This window comes from Desulfovibrio sp. ZJ200, from assembly GCF_011039095.1.
Taxonomy (GTDB): Bacteria; Desulfobacterota; Desulfovibrionia; order Desulfovibrionales; family Desulfovibrionaceae; genus Desulfovibrio.
In genome coordinates this window covers 34,322-51,058 of sequence record NZ_JAAKEH010000023.1, presented here as the reverse complement: position 1 = coordinate 51,058, position 16,737 = coordinate 34,322, and the positions used below count along the sequence as shown (strand labels likewise).

At 58.3% G+C, this 16,737-nt stretch carries 14 protein-coding genes and 1 tRNA gene; all 15 read right to left on the bottom strand.

Features of this window, described 5'->3' with window-relative positions; all coding sequences use genetic code 11:
- Positions 1–297: 297 nt before the first annotated feature.
- Positions 298–1,593, bottom strand: a complete 1,296-nt coding sequence (rho, locus tag G7Y52_RS08160; protein WP_241159664.1) for a transcription termination factor Rho — start codon at positions 1,591–1,593, stop codon at positions 298–300.
- Positions 1,594–1,806: 213 nt separating this feature from the next.
- Complete coding sequence (locus G7Y52_RS08155; RefSeq protein ID WP_165069884.1) at positions 1,807–2,322, bottom strand: CarD family transcriptional regulator; 516 nt, start codon at positions 2,320–2,322, stop codon at positions 1,807–1,809.
- A 1,227-nt stretch (positions 2,323–3,549) separates the two neighbouring features.
- The gene (gene pth, locus G7Y52_RS08150; RefSeq protein ID WP_165069881.1) at positions 3,550–4,182 is read right to left on the bottom strand and encodes an aminoacyl-tRNA hydrolase; all 633 of its coding nucleotides are present in this window, start codon (positions 4,180–4,182) and stop codon (positions 3,550–3,552) included.
- Complete coding sequence (locus G7Y52_RS08145) at positions 4,172–5,071, bottom strand: alpha/beta fold hydrolase (protein ID WP_165069862.1); 900 nt, start codon at positions 5,069–5,071, stop codon at positions 4,172–4,174. The genes pth and G7Y52_RS08145 overlap by 11 nt, the downstream gene beginning before the upstream one ends.
- Before the next feature lie 127 nt (positions 5,072–5,198).
- On the bottom strand, positions 5,199–5,816 hold the full coding sequence (locus G7Y52_RS08140) for a 50S ribosomal protein L25/general stress protein Ctc (RefSeq protein WP_165069859.1): 618 nt from the start codon (positions 5,814–5,816) through the stop codon (positions 5,199–5,201).
- A 169-nt stretch (positions 5,817–5,985) separates the two neighbouring features.
- Complete coding sequence (locus tag G7Y52_RS08135; protein ID WP_165069855.1) at positions 5,986–6,933, bottom strand: ribose-phosphate pyrophosphokinase; 948 nt, start codon at positions 6,931–6,933, stop codon at positions 5,986–5,988.
- A 142-nt stretch (positions 6,934–7,075) separates the two neighbouring features.
- Positions 7,076–7,150: transfer RNA gene (locus tag G7Y52_RS08130), tRNA-Gln, on the bottom strand.
- A 5-nt stretch (positions 7,151–7,155) separates the two neighbouring features.
- Positions 7,156–8,055 carry a 4-(cytidine 5'-diphospho)-2-C-methyl-D-erythritol kinase gene (gene ispE / locus G7Y52_RS08125; protein ID WP_165069852.1) on the bottom strand — a complete coding sequence of 300 codons (900 nt, stop codon included), beginning with the start codon at positions 8,053–8,055 and terminating at the stop codon, positions 7,156–7,158.
- A gap of 367 nt (positions 8,056–8,422) precedes the next feature.
- Positions 8,423–8,956, bottom strand: a complete 534-nt coding sequence (gene hslV, locus G7Y52_RS08120) for an ATP-dependent protease subunit HslV (protein WP_165069896.1) — start codon at positions 8,954–8,956, stop codon at positions 8,423–8,425.
- The gene (locus tag G7Y52_RS08115) at positions 8,956–10,368 is read right to left on the bottom strand and encodes a M48 family metallopeptidase (RefSeq protein WP_165069845.1); all 1,413 of its coding nucleotides are present in this window, start codon (positions 10,366–10,368) and stop codon (positions 8,956–8,958) included. The genes hslV and G7Y52_RS08115 overlap by 1 nt, the downstream gene beginning before the upstream one ends.
- Positions 10,369–10,655: 287 nt before the next feature.
- The gene (gene cysS / locus G7Y52_RS08110; RefSeq protein WP_165069827.1) at positions 10,656–12,107 is read right to left on the bottom strand and encodes a cysteine--tRNA ligase; all 1,452 of its coding nucleotides are present in this window, start codon (positions 12,105–12,107) and stop codon (positions 10,656–10,658) included.
- Positions 12,108–12,165: 58 nt separating this feature from the next.
- Entirely contained in the window at positions 12,166–12,609 is a 444-nt protein-coding gene (gene rpiB, locus G7Y52_RS08105) for a ribose 5-phosphate isomerase B (protein WP_165069824.1), read from the bottom strand.
- A gap of 383 nt (positions 12,610–12,992) precedes the next feature.
- Positions 12,993–13,775 carry an outer membrane lipoprotein LolB gene (locus G7Y52_RS08100; RefSeq protein WP_165069821.1) on the bottom strand — a complete coding sequence of 261 codons (783 nt, stop codon included), beginning with the start codon at positions 13,773–13,775 and terminating at the stop codon, positions 12,993–12,995.
- The gene (locus tag G7Y52_RS08095) at positions 13,772–15,550 is read right to left on the bottom strand and encodes a tetratricopeptide repeat protein (protein WP_165069818.1); all 1,779 of its coding nucleotides are present in this window, start codon (positions 15,548–15,550) and stop codon (positions 13,772–13,774) included. Before G7Y52_RS08095 ends, G7Y52_RS08100 begins: the two co-directional genes overlap by 4 nt.
- Positions 15,551–16,621 carry an RNA polymerase factor sigma-32 gene (locus G7Y52_RS08090; protein ID WP_241159663.1) on the bottom strand — a complete coding sequence of 357 codons (1,071 nt, stop codon included), beginning with the start codon at positions 16,619–16,621 and terminating at the stop codon, positions 15,551–15,553. It lies immediately after the preceding gene.
- Between the last annotated feature and the right edge of the window lie 116 nt (positions 16,622–16,737).

Below are 16,737 nucleotides of genomic sequence, written 5' to 3'. Positions count from 1 at the left end.
AAAATGCTCTGCTGACGCGAAAGCGGCAGCCGCCGCAACGCGGCGTACATTCAGGCGAAAACCGCGTTTTTCGCCTGAATGCCACCTTTGACTTTCATAAAAAGTCAAAGGTAATCTGCTCTAGAGCATTTTCACTTTGAAAATGCTCTGCTGACGCGAAAGCGGCAGCCGCCGCAACGCGGCGTACATTCAGGCGAAAACCGCGTTTTTCGCCTGAATGCCACCTTTGACTTTCATAAAAAGTCAAAGGTAATCTGCTCTAGTAGAGCGTTTTGCTAATGAAATTAGCTCAACGCTCTACTTGCCCATGGCGTTCATGAAATCCTTGTTGGTTTTGGTGGCGCGCATTTTGTCCAGCAAGAATTCCATGCTGTCGATAGAAGACATGGGCGCCAGAATTTTGCGCAATATCCACACGCGGTTGAGCACGTCGTCGGTCAGGAGCAGATCTTCCTTGCGGGTACCGGTACGGTTGATGTCGATGGCCGGGAAGACACGCTTCTCCGAAAGGTGCCGGTCAAGGTAAATTTCCATATTGCCGGTGCCCTTGAATTCTTCAAAAATCACTTCGTCCATGCGTGAGCCGGTGTCGATCAGCGCTGTGGCAATGATGGTCAGACTGCCGCCTTCCTCAATGTTCCGGGCCGCGCCGAAAAAGCGCTTGGGACGCTGCAGGGCGTTGGCGTCCAGGCCGCCTGAAAGCACGCGGCCCGACGAGGGCGTGACCGCGTTGTAAGCGCGGCTCAGGCGGGTAATGGAATCAAGCAGGATGACCACGTCGCGCTTGCGTTCCACCAGCCGTTTGGCTTTTTCCAGCACCATCTCGCAGACCTGCACATGGCGCTGCGGCGGCTCGTCAAAGGTTGAACTGATCACTTCCGCTTTTTTGACCGTGCGCTCCATGTCCGTGACTTCTTCCGGGCGTTCGTCAATGAGCAGAACAATGAGGTAGACGTCGGGGTTGTTGGCATTGATGGCGTTGGCCAGGGACTGGAGCAGGATGGTTTTGCCGGTGCGCGGCGGCGCGACAATCAGGCCGCGCTGCCCGCAGCCGATGGGGGCCATGAGGTCGATGACCCGGTTGGAAAGATTTTTCTCGCCGTTTTCCATGACGAGTTGCTGATTGGGATAGATAGGCGTGAGATTGTCGAAGAGAACCAGGTTCTTGGCGTGTTCCGGCGGCTCAAAGCCGATTTCGGTCACTTTGAGCAGAGCGAAGTAGCGTTCCCCCTCCTTGGGCGGCCTGATTTGCCCGGCGACAATGTCGCCCTTGCGAAGAGCAAAGCGGCGAATCTGGGACGGGGAAACGTAAATATCGTCCGGGCCGGGCATGTAACTGCAAAGAGGCGAGCGCAAAAAGCCGAAGCCGTCCGGCAGAATTTCCAGCACGCCGTCGCCGTAAATTGAGCCGTTTTGCGAAGCACAGGTGGAAAGCAGGGCAAAAATGATCTCCTGCTTGCGCATGGAACTGGCATTTTCAATTTCAAACTGTTCCGCCAACTCCATGAGCTCTTGCATGCTGCGGGTTTTCAGAACCGTGAGGCTCATGACGCTGTCTGTCAACAGTGCTGTGGTAGTTTTCTTTTTGCGCATAACAATCCGGTTTTTTTTGAAGAGAATACATAATGCAACATGCACAATGCCGAATGGCATTGTAATACTGGGGGCGGATGGTAAGGGGACAAAGAAGACGTGTGCAAAGCGATTAGCGCATCTTTGTCATTATGGCAAGAAAAAAATAGAGAATATGCCGACCAAACCAACGCTCAGGCATTGCAGCGCGCAGCTCGGGTGAGGATTCGAGCGTCAGTTGGCTACAGCCTCGGACGCAAGCGGCGGCGCATAGATTTCAAGCAGCTCTTCGCGCAAGGCTTCTTCGCTGAGTTGCAGCACTTCCGCCAGTTCCCCGGTCACAAGGCACATAGCCTGCTCCTGCAGGCGCCGCTCGCCGAAAGAAAGCTCTTTGACGCGCCCGATGAGCAGCAGTTCACGCAAAACTTCACTGACCACCGCAAGTTCCGGACTTTTCAGGCGTTCGGAATACTCCCGAAAGCGCCGGTTCCAATTCTGGCCGGTATAGATGATCTTGTCAGTATCGACATATAAAGAATCAAGAATCCGCCTGGCTTCCTCCGGGGAAGTAAGTTTGCGCAATCCCACATTGGCGGCATTATTCACCGGGACCATCAGCGTAATGTTATTGGCGCGAATACGCACAATGTAGAATTGACATGCAATGCCGCCGATATTCTGCCGGTCAATGCGTTCAATTTTTCCAAGGCCCTGTGCCGGGTAAACGACGAGATCATCCGGTGTAAACATGATTTCACCACACGCCCCAAAGGGACGCCGCTGCTGAGCTGGCGCAGGTAACGGCTGCGCATCTTGGATGCCTGTCCTCCTTGAGAAGAGCTTTTCTCAAGCGGGCAACCTTCCCGGACGGCGACGACAGCAGAGTGCTGCCGTTACTTCAGGCCTGAAAGACTCCTCCCAAACCTCCGGGGATAAGGCAGTAAAAACGGCAAAACACTTTCTTGCTGACTCCCGAGCCTTTTCGCCCTGAGAAAGCCCGGTCTGCCCTTGCGGCAGCGAGCCACGCCAGGGGCTCTCTCTACATTGGTTCTTGCTGTAGCCGCAGGCGAGCTGGCGAGCGGCACGGATAAAGGCAGCACTTGGCTTGCGCCGGGCTTTGTCCAGGGAAACCGCTGTCGCTATTTGCATGCCGCTACGGCGGCGACGCCGCTTTCACGCCAGCAGGCAGTTTCAAAGTGGAACTGCTCTATAAACAGATCCGGACGCCGATAAGCGAGAGTTGACTGCCGGCGACGCCTGCGGCGCGCGTTGCGCGTGCGGCTCAGCCTTGGTGCATAAGCGTTTATCGACTTTGCCGCCGGGGAGTATGTCGGCGCCTGACGACGCGTGCAGCGACGAACGGGCCTGAAGTTCGACAGTTGCTGACTCATGGAAAAATCAGCAATACACAAAGGGGGTTGAAAGTCATGTTTGGGAAGTTATGGATACAAATATCCACTCTTCAAAAAACATATCCCAACCGCGGCCGGGAGTCCAGAGAAAAAATAAAAAAAGGGTGTGACTTTCAGAGTGAAATTTTTTTCTCAACCATGTAAAATTACAATGAATTTTTTACGAAAACCATCTCAGAGGCGAATCCCTCAATAAAAAACGTATGCGCATGCGTCCCGCAACAAGAGCTTCTGGAGCATTTTGCTTTTGAAAGTATTCAATTTCAAAAGCGGCGCTGCCATCATTTCCCCGCAAGCGGGACAAGTCCCCGCAAGCGGGACAAGCGCCTGAAAAGCGTGGTTTTCAGGCTCATTGCTTCAGCCGTTGCGACGAAGGAAGCTACGGATGAAGACAGCAACTGGTTACTGCGACAGCCAGCCAACGCAACCGCTGTCGCCATCCGTAAGGCTCGCAGACTCGCCAACGGCTGGCGCAAGCAAGCAAAGCTTGCTAACGGCTACCGCCGGCGCGGGCGTCCGCTCCCACGGCCGCCAGAGCGCTTGCCGTTTTCAACAGCAAACCGCTCTATTTTGTTTTGCCCGGCTGTTCCGCTTTTTTGCGGGGCGCAGCGCCGCGCGCCTGTCGCATTGCGGCCTCCAGGCCTTTGTCGGCAAAAATGAACAGGGTCTCAAGCGCTTTGGGCATGGCTTCCCGCAAATGTTCGGCATCCTCGGCATCAGGCCGCCCGAGTACCCAGTTAAGCACATCTCCCTTGTGCTGCGGGCGGCCGATGCCAATGCGCAGACGGTAAAAATCCGGGGCGCCGAGCAGTTCGGTGATGGATTTGAGCCCATTATGCCCCGCATTGCCGCCGCCCAGCTTGAAGCGCAGTTCCCCGGCCGGGATGTCAAGTTCATCATGGGCCACAAGAAGCTGACTGGGCTTGAGCTTGTGCCATGCCAGCAAGGGCTGCACGCATTGCCCGCTCAGATTCATGAATGTCAGCGGCCTGGCCGCAAGCCAGACGCCTTTCAGGCGGGGCAGGCGCAGCCGCCAGAGTTCACAGGAAAATTTGCCTCCATTGCATTCCGTGACCTGACCTTCGCGTTCCGCTTCCTGCACCAGCGCCGAGACCAGGGCAAAGCCGCAATTGTGGCGGGTGCCCTGGTAACGCGGACCGGGGTTGCCCAGCCCGACCACTATGCCGTTATATTCCATCTTTTGCACCTTCCGCGGGGCATGACGTTTCCAAATGCAGGGGCAGGCCCAAACCCGCGCAGGCCGCTGCGGCGATTCGCGCCGTATACCGGCAGAGCGCAGGGTTCAACGCGGCAAGATGACCGCCGCCGGGCAACCAGATCAAGTGTTTTTGCGGCGCATGCAAAAACTGGAATGTAGCGCCGGCCAGAGCGGGAGTGAACAATGCGTCATCCCTGGCATTGAAAAAAAACAGCGGGCACTGCAGATGCCGTGACAGGCGGGCATTGAACAAACTGGCCACATAGCTCAGGGGATAACTTACTCGGCTTTTCTGCCTGTTCATGCGTATGTGGCGCGCGTTTGCGCTGATCCGCCTCAAGGAAAGATAGGCAGACACAGGCAAGGGCAAACGAGGCAGCCAGCGGGCCAGGGCGTTGAGCCAGGTCATAAGCGCGGCGCGTCGGGAGCCCAACGCCCGGAAAAGAGTCAGCTCAATGGCTTCGGGCCGCTGCGGCAGTATGCCGCAAATGGGAAAGGCCGCTGTCAGCCGCCTGGAGGCCGCGGCGTGCGCCAGAGTCAGAATGCCGCCCTGGCTGTGGCCGCAAACGGCAATCTGCGCAAAACCGGCATTGCGCAGCCATTCTTCGGCATCAAGGCCGTCTTTCAGGAGATCCTCAAAGCTGAATCTTGCGGAGTGCGGATTGAGACCGTGGCCGGTCAAATGCAGTCCGGCTACTGCAAAGCCTGCCTCGTGCAAGGCGGCAAGCATGGGCCGGTATTGAATGGGCGAGAGCATGGTGCCGGGATAAAAGAGCATCAGCCCGGCTTCGGCATTGGGCCAGAGCTCAATGGTCACGCAACGCCCGTCGCGCTTCAATGTGGTATAGCTGATTTCACGTTCCCGCATGGCAATGCATACTACCCTCCAAGATTATACAATCTCAAAGGTAATCTGCTCTAAAGTTAATATGCTCCAAAAAGGAGGCCGGCTCCAAAAAAAGGAACCGGCCTGCGCAAAATAGGGGAAAGCCGAATTACTCGGCAGCGGCAGCGGCCCCTTCCGCAGCGCCTTCTTCCTCATCATCCTTGGATTTTGCCAGCACGCTGACCACGGCAAAGTTGTGATCATACACGGCCGACACATTGGCAGGCAACTGCAGATCTTCCACAGTGAGGGTATCATTAATATCCATGTCGGACACGTCAATGGTGATTTTCTGGGGCATATCCATGGGCTTGCTGCTCAAGCGGATGCTTTCATGGTAGGTTTCCAGAACGCCGCCCAACTTGACGCCGCGCGAAACGCCGATGAATTCGAGGGGCACATCCACCTTGACGTCCTTATGCAGGTCCACCCCGTAAAAATCTATGTGCGTGAAGCATTTTTTGTAAGGATGGCGCTGCACCTGCCAGATCAGCACGGGGTATGTGCTTTTCTGCCCGTTTTCGTCGATTTCAAGATTAAACACCGTCGTGTGACCCATTTCGTCATACATTTTTTCCAGCGGCAGCGCAGGCGCCTGCACAGCGATGTTTTCGCCCTTGCCTGTGTAGAACACGCCGGGAATCAATTTTTGGGCGCGCAAGCGGCCGCTGGGGCCTTTGCCGCAACCCTCGCGCTTTTGCACGCTCAACGTTTTTTCAATGTTCATGGTCCACTCCTTGGCTTACCGCCGCCTGAAACGTGCGGAAAAAGTTCTGATGCGCAGTTGCCGTTCCCTTGCGGGACGGCACGTTGTCCGAATCCGTGGAAAGCGCGTCGTGCCGTTTTGGGCCGTAATGGCGGCCAGGCAGGGCGTGCCTGTTCACAATTCACATCCGCTACACAAACAACACGCTTACGGATGAGCCGGTATGGATGTTGTGAATGGTTTTGCCCAGAAGCGCCGCCACGGAGATAATCCGCAGCTTGGGGCAGCGCTCCAGTTTGTCGCCCAGGGGAATGGTGTCCGTGACAAAAACCTGGGAGAGCGCTTCGGTGGCATTAATGCGATCAATGGCCGGCCCGGAAAGAACCGGATGCGTCGCGCAGGCCACGATTTTCGTGGCGCCGTATTTGAGCAGCACCTCAGCGCCGGCGCAAAGCGTGCCCGCGGTATCGATCATGTCGTCCACCACAATGGCCAGGCGACCTTCCACTTCGCCGATGACATGCATGGCCTGGGCCTGATTGGGCCGGTCGCGGCGTTTATCGACAATCGCCAAGGGCGCGTTGAGCCTTTTTGCATAGGCGCGCGCGCGTTCCACGCCTCCGGCGTCCGGTGAGACAATGACGAGCTTGTCCTCATTGAGCTGGCGTAAAGCGTCAAGCATAACCGGCACGGCAAAGAGATTGTCCACAGGGCAGTTGAAAAAGCCCTGGATCTGGCCCGCGTGCAGATCAATGGTGACAACGCGTTCAGCGCCGGCCACACTGATGAAATCCGAGACCACTTTCGCGCTGATAGGCGCGCGGGGGCTGACTTTGCGATCCTGGCGGGCATAGGCGTAATAGGGAATCACTGCCGTGATCCGCCCGGCGCTTGCCCGTTTGAGCGCGTCCAGCATCAGACAGAGCTGCACAAGATTGCGGTTGACCGCCGGAGGGCAGGTGGGCTGGACCACAAAAACGTCGTCCCCGCGCACATTGTCGCCGATCTCAATGCGCAGCTCCCCATCGCTGAACGTGGTGGCGAGCGTGGGAGTAAGCTGGCAGCCCAGGTGATCGCAAATGGCTTTTGCCAGATCCGGATTGGACGAGCCGGTGACGATTTTCAGGTCGCTGAACATGGGGCCGCCTTGTTTGCGCGCCAAAGGGCGATTAAAACCGAAAAGCTCCGTCTGTCATGGCCGGAAGAGCCCGGCCGGGGCGTGAAAGCCTCTGTGCCGGGCGTTTTCGCCGTGAGCACGGCACTGTCGCAGGAGCAAGGTATGGCTGGGATGGAAGGGTTCGAACCTTCGAATGACGGAGCCAAAACCCGTTGCCTTACCACTTGGCTACATCCCAGTACGTCACAACTGCAGCAAAAAAACGCGTCTTTTCTCTTCCCGCAACGCTTCCGCAGCCTTGGCGGCCAGCGCGGCTTCAGCGCGACCGAACACGCCAACAATGCTGGAGCCGCTGCCGCTCATGCAGGCCGCGTCAGCCCCCAGACGCAACAGATCCGCCTTGATGGCCGCCAGTTGCGGGTACCGGGGAAACACTGCGGCCTCCAGATCGTTGCCTGTCTCCCGGAGGGACCAGGCGTCCGCGGCTTCGCTGAACCCCGGCCCCGAGAGAAAAGTTCCATTAGCCTTGCAGGGGCGCTTTGTCAAGCTCTTTTGCGCGGCAGTCGCTGTCGGAGCCGCGCAAAGCTCGTCATAGCGGGCAAAAGCCCAGGATGTACTGACAGAGATATCCGGGCAGACCAGCACCAGACGGTGGCCTGAAAAATCATGGGCAAGAGGCGTCAGCCTTTCGCCTATGCCGCGCACCCGGCAGGGAGCGTGTTGCAGGAAAAAGGGGGTATCCGCGCCCACCCGCAGAGCGATCTCGGTCAAGCTCGCCTGCTTGAAAGGCTTGGCAAGCCGACTGTTGAGCCAGAGCAGCAGAGCGGCCGCATCGCTGCTTCCCCCGCCGAGGCCGGCCCCCACAGGAATGCCCTTTTTCAGTTCCAGCTCAATGCCGGGAGCGCCGCCCGCTGCTTCGGCAAAAGCCGCGTACGCCCTGGTCAGGGTATTGTTTGTGAGATCAATGCCCGGGGCGTTGCAGCGAAGAGTGAGCCCCGGCTTATCCAAAAGGCTGATGCCGAGATGATCGCAGGGACTTGGCAGGGGATAGAAAAGGGAGTCCAGCTCGTGATAGCCGTCAGCCCGCACGCCCGTGACGCGCAGACCCAGATTGACTTTGCAACCCGCCGTGATGTGGATCATGGGCTGATTCCTTAGAGTATTTTTTGATTGAAAATATCCATTTTCAATCACTTCGCTGCCATCATTTCGCGTCCAAAATGCGGTCTGGACGCTCATTGCTTCAGCCGTTGCGACGAAGGAAGCTACGGATGAAGACAGCAACTGGTTACTGCGACAGCCAGCCAACGCAACCGCTGTCGCTATCCGTAAGCAAGCAAAGCTTGCTAACGGCTACCGCCGGCGCGGGCGCCAGCTAACGCTGTCGCCAGAGCGTTTAGCTAATTTCATTAGCAAAACGCTCTAAATGCGACCGGGGCAACGCAGGCGGCCGCCCCTGTTGCCCGGACGGAAGATCTTGCGCGGTGGCGTTTTCACGTCATGAGGCACGCTATAAAAGCTCAACCGTCAGATGATCGTTGGTATATACGCAAATTTCGGAAGCAATGCGCATGGATTCACGCACAACAGCCTCGGCGTCCAGCCCGCTGTGCCGCCGCAAGGCCCTGGCCGCGGCCAGAGCAAACGGGCCGCCGCTGCCGATGGCCGCTACGTCGTCGTCAGGCTCAATGACATCACCCGTGCCCGAGACAATGAGCAGATGCTCGTTGTCGGCCAGCAGCAGCATGGCCTCAAGCTTGCGCAGGTATTTGTCCTTGCGCCATTCCTTGGTCATTTCCACGGCCGCGCGCAGCAGATTGCCGCGCACTTCTTTCAGCTTGGCCTCGAAAAGCTCAAAGAGGGTAAAGGCATCGGCCGTGGCCCCGGCAAAACCCGCGAGAATCCTGCCATCGTGAAGACGACGCACTTTCTGGGCCGAATGCTTCATGATCATATTCTGGCCCAGGGTCACCTGCCCGTCGCCGGCCATGGCCACATGCCCGTCCTTTTTCACTGCCAGTATGGTTGTGGCGTGCGTTTGCATCAATTCTTGTCCCATATTTCCTTGCGTTCTTTGTATGCCGCTTCCAGCCGCCGGAAGGGCCGCTTGTCCGCAGCGCGGTTTGCCAGGCCTTTGGCCTGATTGAAGTAACGTTCAGTCAATTTCCTGTTGTTGGAGTAGAGGGCGCTGTACGTCATATGCACATAGGCCTCCAGGGTCTTTCCGCTTTTTCCCAGGGAACGGGCAAAGGCCTGATGCACTTCGGCATCTTCAGGCACATAGCGCAGCACATCCGCATAATACTTGCCCGCCTGGGCCGGGTTTCCGGTTTCATCCAACATGCGGGCGTAGAAAAAAGCGGCCATGTAGTCGCGCGGCTCCAGGCGCATGGCCTGGCGCAAGAGCCCCTCCGCCCGGCTCATGTCGCCCTTGCGGTAATGAAAGGCTCCGGCTTCGCGCAGAACCAGCGGATCGGCGGGGGCTGCGGCAAGCGCCCGGTCAAAAGCGGCGCTGGCTTCATTGATTCGGTTCTGGCGGGCAAGCACGATGCCCCGCCCCATCTGCGAAAGCCCGTCTTTGCCTGAAAAGCGTTGCAGGGCGGCCTGCTCATCGCCGTATCGGGCCCAGAGCAGCGTTTTGACGCGGATGAAGCGCCGGTTGTCCAGCCTGCGGTTTTGGACCTGCGCAGGCAGGGTTTTGATCCGGGCCTGCAAGCCGTTAATGCGATCCCCTATGGCCGGGTGGGTGGAAAGATAGGTGGGCACGCTCGTGCCGCTCATCCAGCTTTTCTGGCGCAAGACCTTGAAACCGCCTGCCATGCCGCTGGGCGGATAGCCTGCCGCCGTCAGATATTGCAGGCCGATATGATCAGCCTCGTTTTCATCCACGCGGCTGTAGTTGAGCATAGCCGACTGCCCGGCCCCCAAGGCGCCCATCGCCAGCGCGCCGCCGCCGGCTCCGCCCGCCGCCACGCCGGCAATGGCCAGCAGCAGCGAGCCGACTGTCAGGTACTGGGCCCGCTCCAGGCGCGAAGCCACATGGCGCTGGGTCACATGGGCCAGCTCGTGGGCCAGCACTCCGGCCAGCTCATCCTCCCGATCCAGATTCATGATCAGGCCCGTGAAGACGAAGACATAGCCGCCCGGCACGGCAAAGGCGTTCAAGGAATTATGCAGAACCGCCGTAGCCTTGAAATCAAACGGCTGGGGAGGGAGGGCCCTGACCAGGCGATCAAGCAGATACTTCACATATTGGCTCACTTCCGGGTCGTCGACCACGGCCAGGTTTGAACGGACCATGATGTCAAACTTGCGGCCCATATCCTTTTCATCTTTGATCGAAACTCCGCCAAAGAAAAAGGCCTGAGCGGCAGCGGGAATGATCTGCGGCAGCAAAAAGCCGAGCAGGGCGAGCAGGGCCACCCAGCGGCGTGTGCGTGCATGGCGAAACAGCATAGTTATCCTCAAGCGGCAGGATACAGCACACAAGGCGCGCCACGGCGTTTCACCCTTCTGCCGCTGCTGTTTTGAGAGCATCTTGCGTATGACATGTCCAAAACGCTGCAACGAGTCGGGAAGCAGATGCCCGCACCCGCACGACAGGAGCGGGCGCGCTCCGGTCATGGCCGGAATGCCAACTGCCGGGCAGCGGGCAGGCCGTTTGGCAGAAATCCCGCGTTGTCCGGCGCGGTTTTTTCAGCGTGGCCGTGTTTGCTGCCTCCAAGGGGGCTGTGCCGGAAACGCTATTCAAGATCCCAGGTCTGCCCTTCCGGCGTATCGCGCACAGTGACACCCAGCGCAAGCAAGCGGTCGCGGAGATCGTCGGAACGCGCGAAATCCTTTCTGCTGCGGGCGTCCCGGCGCTCGCGCAGCAGCGCCTCCACGGCATGCAGATCAAGGTTTTTGCGTTTGCCGCGCATGGCGCGCAAATCAGCCAGAAAAGCAGCGGGTTCCCGACCGAAAAGACCGAGCTGCGCCTCCCAGTTGCGGCTGCGCTCCAGAAATTCTTCCAGCAATCCGCGCGCGCCTTCTGACGAGCGCAGGCTTTTTTCTTCCAGCAGGCGGTTGACGATGCGCACTTGCGAAAATATCTGCCCCAGAGCTTGCGCGGTGTTCAGATCGTCGTCCAGTGAGGCCTCAAAGGCCTGCGGCAGGGCCGCCCACTCCTGGAGCAACTGTTGGGGCAGGGGCGATTTTTTCCATGTGCTCCGGGCAAGCGCTTTCTCGGCTTCCAGCATGGACGCATAGACCCGGTGCTGGGCCTTTTCCGCCTCGTCCATCCCTTCGGGGGTAAAGTCAATGGGGCTGCGATAGTGTTTTCCCAACAGGAAAAAGCGCAGGGTTTCCGGCAGGTAGCTCTCCAAAATGTCGCGGATGGTTTTGAAATTGCCCAGGGATTTGGACATTTTCTCGGCATTGACCTGCACAAAACCGTTATGCACCCAGTAACGGGCCAACTCACAACGGCAAGCAGCCTCGGACTGCGCAATTTCATTCTCATGATGGGGAAAGATCAAATCCTGGCCGCCGCCGTGGATATCCAAGGGAAGATACGGAGCGCTCATGGCCGAGCATTCGATGTGCCAGCCCGGCCGCCCCTGGCCCCAGGGGCTCTTCCAGGAGGGCTCGCCGGGTTTGGCCGCCTTCCAGAGCGCAAAATCCAGAGGGTCTTCCTTTTCTTCGCCCGGGGCCACGCGCGCGCCGGACAGGAGCTCGTCCAGGCCGCGCCCGGAAAGCTTGCCGTACGGCGCATAGGAACGCACCCTGAAATACACGTCGCCGGAAGGCGCGGCATAGGCTTTGCCTTCGGCAATCAATTTTGCGCAGAGCGACTCTATCTCCGCTATATACTCCGTGGCGCGGGGTTCGGCGTCGGCGCGCAGCACATGCAGGCGATCCATGTCTTCATGAAAGGCGTCAATATACGTCTGTGCCACTTCCCGCCAAGCGCGGCCTTCTTTGTTGGCGCGATTGATGATTTTGTCATCCACGTCGGTAAAGTTGCGGACAAAAAAAACGTCAAGGCCAAGATGGCGCAGATGGCGGACAAGGACGTCAAAGACCAGGGCCGAGCGCGCATGGCCGATGTGACAATAGTCATAGGCTGTGATGCCGCAGACATACATATTGACCTTGCCCGGTCGAACCGGAATGAATTCTTCTTTCTGACGGCCCAGAGTATTGTAAAGCAGCATGGCAATCCTTTAAAACAAAATAAAATTGAACGTGTTTCGCCGTTGGTGAAAATCTGTTTCAGAAGCCGCGGCAGGGTATATTGAGCTGATCCAGGCGTCGCTGATGGCGGCCGTTCTCAAAGCTGCTTTCCAGAAACGCGGTCATGATTGCGAGCGCCAGCTCAACGCCGGTGACGCGCGAGCCCAGGCACAGCACATTGGCGTTATTGTGGCGGCGCGCCAGGCGGGCATGCAGTTCCGTGCCGCACAGCGCCGCCCGGATGCCCGGATGCCGGTTGGCGGCAATGGACATGCCGATGCCCGTGCCGCAAATCAAAATCCCCGGGCAGGCGTCCTGCTCCACAGCCTCGCAGAGCTTATGCGCGAACACCGGGTAATCGCAACTTTCTTTGGAGAAAGTGCCGTGATCAATGACTTCATGCCCCAGATCCTTTACTGCCCGGGCCAAAAATTCTTTCAGCTCAAATCCGGCGTGATCCGATGCAAAGTGAACGCGTTGCATAAAAACTCCCGCTGTTGCAACGTCTGCCAGCCCTCAGGGAGAGCGGCAGGCTACTAGATCATTTTGCTTTTGAAATTATTCAATTTCAAAAGCGGCGCATCATTTCCCCGCAAGCGGGACAAGCCCCCGCAAGCGGGACAAGCGCCTGAAAAGCGTGGTTTTCAGGCTCATTGCTTCAGCCGTTGCGACGAAGGAAGCTACGGATGGAGACAGCAATGAGTTACCACAAAAAACATGCAACGCAACCGCTGTCGCCATCCGTAAGGCTCGCAGACTCGCCAACGGCTGGCGCAAGCAAGCAAAGCTTGCTAACGGCTACCGCCGGCGCGGGCGTCCGCTCCCGCGGCCGCCAGAGCGGTTGCTGTTTTCAACAGCAAACCGCTCTAGTTTTTATACTGAGCCAAGGGCAGCAGGGGCGCGCTTTCAGGCAAGGCAAGGCTCATCTGTTCCGCGGTAAAGGCAGTGGCCGGCTTTTCCCTTTCCTTGACCAGCAAAATCGCGCGCTTGCCGTTACTGTGGATCAGGGTCAGGCGACGCGGCAAGGGGGGATGGCCGTCGTCATACGCGATTTCCATGCTCCAGCCTCTGCCTCCGCCGGACGATTCACGCCAGAAGACCGGCAAGCCCTGACTGTTGAGGTCCAGGCTCCCCCCCGGCTCGCCGGGAAGCTCGTAACGCGCCAGGCCGTCCTTCAGACTGGAAGCCGCGGCAAAACTCTCGCCGAATACGGCGGCATAGCGGCCATTGAGCAGATCCGCCAGATGCCCGAGATCAAAGGGCACCGGCACGCCGACCTGCAAAAGCGGCTGCGACGCACCCTGATAGAAATAGCCTTTGTTTTCTCTTGGGCTGTAGACCAGGAAGTGCTGGCCGTCTTCAAGGATTTTAGCCACCACCGCGCCCACGCCTGCCATGACGTCCAGGCGCAGTTGCCGTTCGCTGTTTCCCCAGAACAGCGCCGTGACGCGGCGGGTATCGCCTTTGGCCCCGAAACGCATGCTCAGTTGCAAACGGTAGGGTTTGGCGGGAACCGCCGCGCTGAGCGCGGTGAATTTCAGCCACCGGCTATCCAGTTGCGTCTGCGTTTCAGGACCGCGCTCGACAGGCGGCTGTTTGGCGCAGGCGCAGAGCAGAACAGCCACGCAGAACAGCAGGATCTTTTTCATAGTTTTGAGAGACGCTGCCGCAGGGCCTCGGCATTGTCGGGTTTGCGTTCCAGAGCATTGTTGTAAGCCTTGCGGGCTTCGTCCTTGAGGCCCATGCGCGAAGCAATGTCGCCGTAATGCTCCCAGATGGAGGGCTCCACATCCTCTCCCAAAGTCACGGCCCTGCGAATTTCCTTCAGCGCCTCGTCAAGACGCCCGGATTTGAAGAGGGCCCAGGCCAGGGAGTCCACGATATAGGATTGATTTGGCGAAAGCTCGTCAGCCCGGATGAGGAGTTTCACGGCACGTTCCAGGTCGCGGTTTTCTTCGGCCAGGGTGTAGCCCACATAATTGAGGGCCTGGAAATTGTCCGGCTGACGTTCCAGAATCTTTTCCATGACCGCGAAAGCGGCCTTTTTGTCGCCGTTTTCATCCAGCAGGGAACCCAGCAAAAAACTCAGGTCGGTATTGTCGGGCCATTTTTTTACGGCGTTTCGAGCGCTTTCGAGCGCTGTCGCCATTTGCTTCTGCCGCGCCTGCAAGCGAATTTCAAATTCCCAGAAGTCGGGAACTTCGGCATAGTCCCGCTGGCCCTGCCGCACGACTGCGAGCGCGGCCTCATTCTGCCCGGCTTCGGCCAGCAGTTGCGCGCGCAACAGCTCGGCCCTGGCGGCATGTTTGCTTTTGGGGGGCATTTTATCCAGCCAGGCAATGGCCATGGGGAGATCGCGGCGTTGCTCGTAGGTCAGGTCAGCCAGCAAGAGATAGACCTGACTGGGCGCGCCGCCTTCCGCCTCGATTTGCTTGAGCAGACTTTCGGCTTGAAGATAATGGCGCGACTCCATGAACATGCTGGCCACTGTAATCTTGAAGGGCAGGGTGTCAGGCGCCCGACGCATGTATTGCAGGGCCTTTTCCGGCTGTTTCAGGCGCAGGGAAATGCTGATCAGCCTGAGAGCCACATCCTGGGAGGAAAAGTTGAGCTTGAGCAGCCGTTCATAGACGGCCCGGGCCTGGCGCAGATCCGAACGCTGCTCATAAAGAAAAGCCAGTTCGGCCATTGCTTCCACGAAATCGGGAAGATCCTTGATGGCCTTCTGAAGATAGGGTATGGCCTCGCCGGGACGTTGCATGCCGATCAGCGCCCTGGCGTGATAATAGTCTACCAGAGGCGAACGTTGCCTGGCCGGTATGGTGTCGAGCAGTTTTTCGGCCTCTTGGAACTGCTTGCTTTTGACCAGCAGCAGAGCCAGCTCCAGACGGGCGTCCAGCGACTCGGGATGGGCCTGCAGATAGCGTCGCATGAGTTCGACGCCCTTTTCGGGCATGCCGTGTTCCATGAGGGCTTCGGCATGGAGCAGGTTGAGCGACAGATCCTGCGGCCAGACCGCCAGGGCCTGTTCCAGAAGCTCCAGAACCTTGGGCGATTTGCGGCTCATCAGCCAGACGCCGCCCTCAAGCCAGATCCTGGCTGGAACGCGCGCCTTCTTGAGTTGTGCCGCCGCCAGGATCAGCGCGTCTTCATCTTCGTCGGTCAGCGCCTGGATATAGAGCAGATAGGCAAAGGTGCACTGGGCATCGGGCGAGAGCGCGGATTCCACCGGGCGAACGGCCACGCCCTGCAGGGGAGAGGGCTGAGGATTCCGGGGCGCCGCCTCCAGGGTCGCATCCGGCTTCCCGGCATCCTGCCTTGCGCCGGGTTTGCCGCCGGCACAGCCGCCACAACCGAGAAGAGAGAAGGACGCAATTGCAATAAACGCCAGAGCGCAAAGCAACGCTATAGTATTTTGTTTCATTTACGATTGTATCCATGCATCTGAAAAGTCCTTGATGTCCAACGACAGATGCTGGCGGATTTTTTCCAGCAGCCGGGCCTCCAACTGGCGGACGCGCTCCCGCGTGACGTTATACCGTTCGCCTATCTCGCGCAAGGTGACCGGCTCGTCAGTGAGCAGGCGGTTTTGCAGGATATAGATTTCTTTCTCATTCAGTTTGGGCATGATGCTTTTCAAGCGTGAGCGCAGCAGAGTGGCGATCTCGTCTGTGGCCAGCGTGTCTTCAATGCCCGGCCCCAGAGCGGGCAGAAAGTCCATGCGGCTGGCTCCGCCCGGGTCCTCCCCTACCTGCATGTTCAGCGAAAGATCCGTGGACGCCAGGCGCTGATCCATCTCATTGATTTGTTCCTCCGTGACGCCCAGACGCTCCGAAAGCATGGCCGCGTCAGGATCATAGCCCTGGGCAATGAGTTTCTGGCGTTCGCGGTTCAGATTGTAGAACAGTTTGCGCTGGACCTGGGTGGTGCCTATCTTGACCATCCGCCAGTTGTCCATGATGAACTTGAGTATATACGCCTTGATCCAGAAGGACGCATAGTAGGAAAACTTGATCCCCTTGTCCGGATCGAATTTGTTGACGGCGCGCATCAGGCCCACATTGCCCTCTTGCACAAGATCCAGCACATTCTGCATCCAGCGGCGCTGAAAATCCATGGCAATGCGCACCACCAGGCGAAGATGCGAGGAAACCAGACGGAAAGCCGCATCGGGATCATTGTGATCACGCACGCGCAAAGCCAGTTCATGCTCTTCGTCAGGCTTGAGCATGGGGAACCGGCTCACCTCCCGCAGATAAAGATACAGGCTGTCCCGGCTCCCGGCAGGGGAGGGCAGACGCGGAGCCGCAGGCGCGGGCAGGGCGTCGCCGTTCCCGCCTTCAGAAGTCAAAGCGGGCTCCGCAAGCCCGGCGTCCTTTTCCCCGTCCAGATCAAGAACCGCCGTGGCAGTCAGGGCGTCATCGTCCAAAAGATCCAGCGACTCAAGGGCGTGATCTTCTTCCTCTTTTTCGGCATCCTGCGGGACGTTCAGCACTTCGATTTCAGGTTTTCTTTTTCGTAGAGCCGTTTTCCTTTTTTCGCCATTAGACGGCGCAGAAGCCGCTATCTTGCTATTTTTTTTCATTTTATTAATACTCAAACACTGCCGCT

What these genes read in the sequence shown, in the direction of transcription:
- G7Y52_RS08155 (WP_165069884.1), bottom strand. Translation starts at nt 2,322, where the DNA reads ATGTTTACACCGGATGATCTCGTCGTTTACCCGGCACAGGGCCTTGGA.
- G7Y52_RS08140 (WP_165069859.1), bottom strand. Translation starts at nt 5,816, where the DNA reads ATGAACATTGAAAAAACGTTGAGCGTGCAAAAGCGCGAGGGTTGCGGC.
- hslV (WP_165069896.1), bottom strand. Translation starts at nt 8,956, where the DNA reads ATGCAAACGCACGCCACAACCATACTGGCAGTGAAAAAGGACGGGCAT.
- pth (WP_165069881.1), bottom strand. Translation starts at nt 4,182, where the DNA reads ATGGAATATAACGGCATAGTGGTCGGGCTGGGCAACCCCGGTCCGCGT.
- ispE (WP_165069852.1), bottom strand. Translation starts at nt 8,055, where the DNA reads ATGATCCACATCACGGCGGGTTGCAAAGTCAATCTGGGTCTGCGCGTC.
- rpiB (WP_165069824.1), bottom strand. Translation starts at nt 12,609, where the DNA reads ATGCAACGCGTTCACTTTGCATCGGATCACGCCGGATTTGAGCTGAAA.
- G7Y52_RS08115 (WP_165069845.1), bottom strand. Translation starts at nt 10,368, where the DNA reads ATGCTGTTTCGCCATGCACGCACACGCCGCTGGGTGGCCCTGCTCGCC.
- rho (WP_241159664.1), bottom strand. Translation starts at nt 1,593, where the DNA reads ATGCGCAAAAAGAAAACTACCACAGCACTGTTGACAGACAGCGTCATG.
- G7Y52_RS08145 (WP_165069862.1), bottom strand. Translation starts at nt 5,071, where the DNA reads ATGCGGGAACGTGAAATCAGCTATACCACATTGAAGCGCGACGGGCGT.
- G7Y52_RS08135 (WP_165069855.1), bottom strand. Translation starts at nt 6,933, where the DNA reads ATGTTCAGCGACCTGAAAATCGTCACCGGCTCGTCCAATCCGGATCTG.
- G7Y52_RS08095 (WP_165069818.1), bottom strand. Translation starts at nt 15,550, where the DNA reads ATGAAACAAAATACTATAGCGTTGCTTTGCGCTCTGGCGTTTATTGCA.
- cysS (WP_165069827.1), bottom strand. Translation starts at nt 12,107, where the DNA reads ATGCTGCTTTACAATACTCTGGGCCGTCAGAAAGAAGAATTCATTCCG.
- G7Y52_RS08100 (WP_165069821.1), bottom strand. Translation starts at nt 13,775, where the DNA reads ATGAAAAAGATCCTGCTGTTCTGCGTGGCTGTTCTGCTCTGCGCCTGC.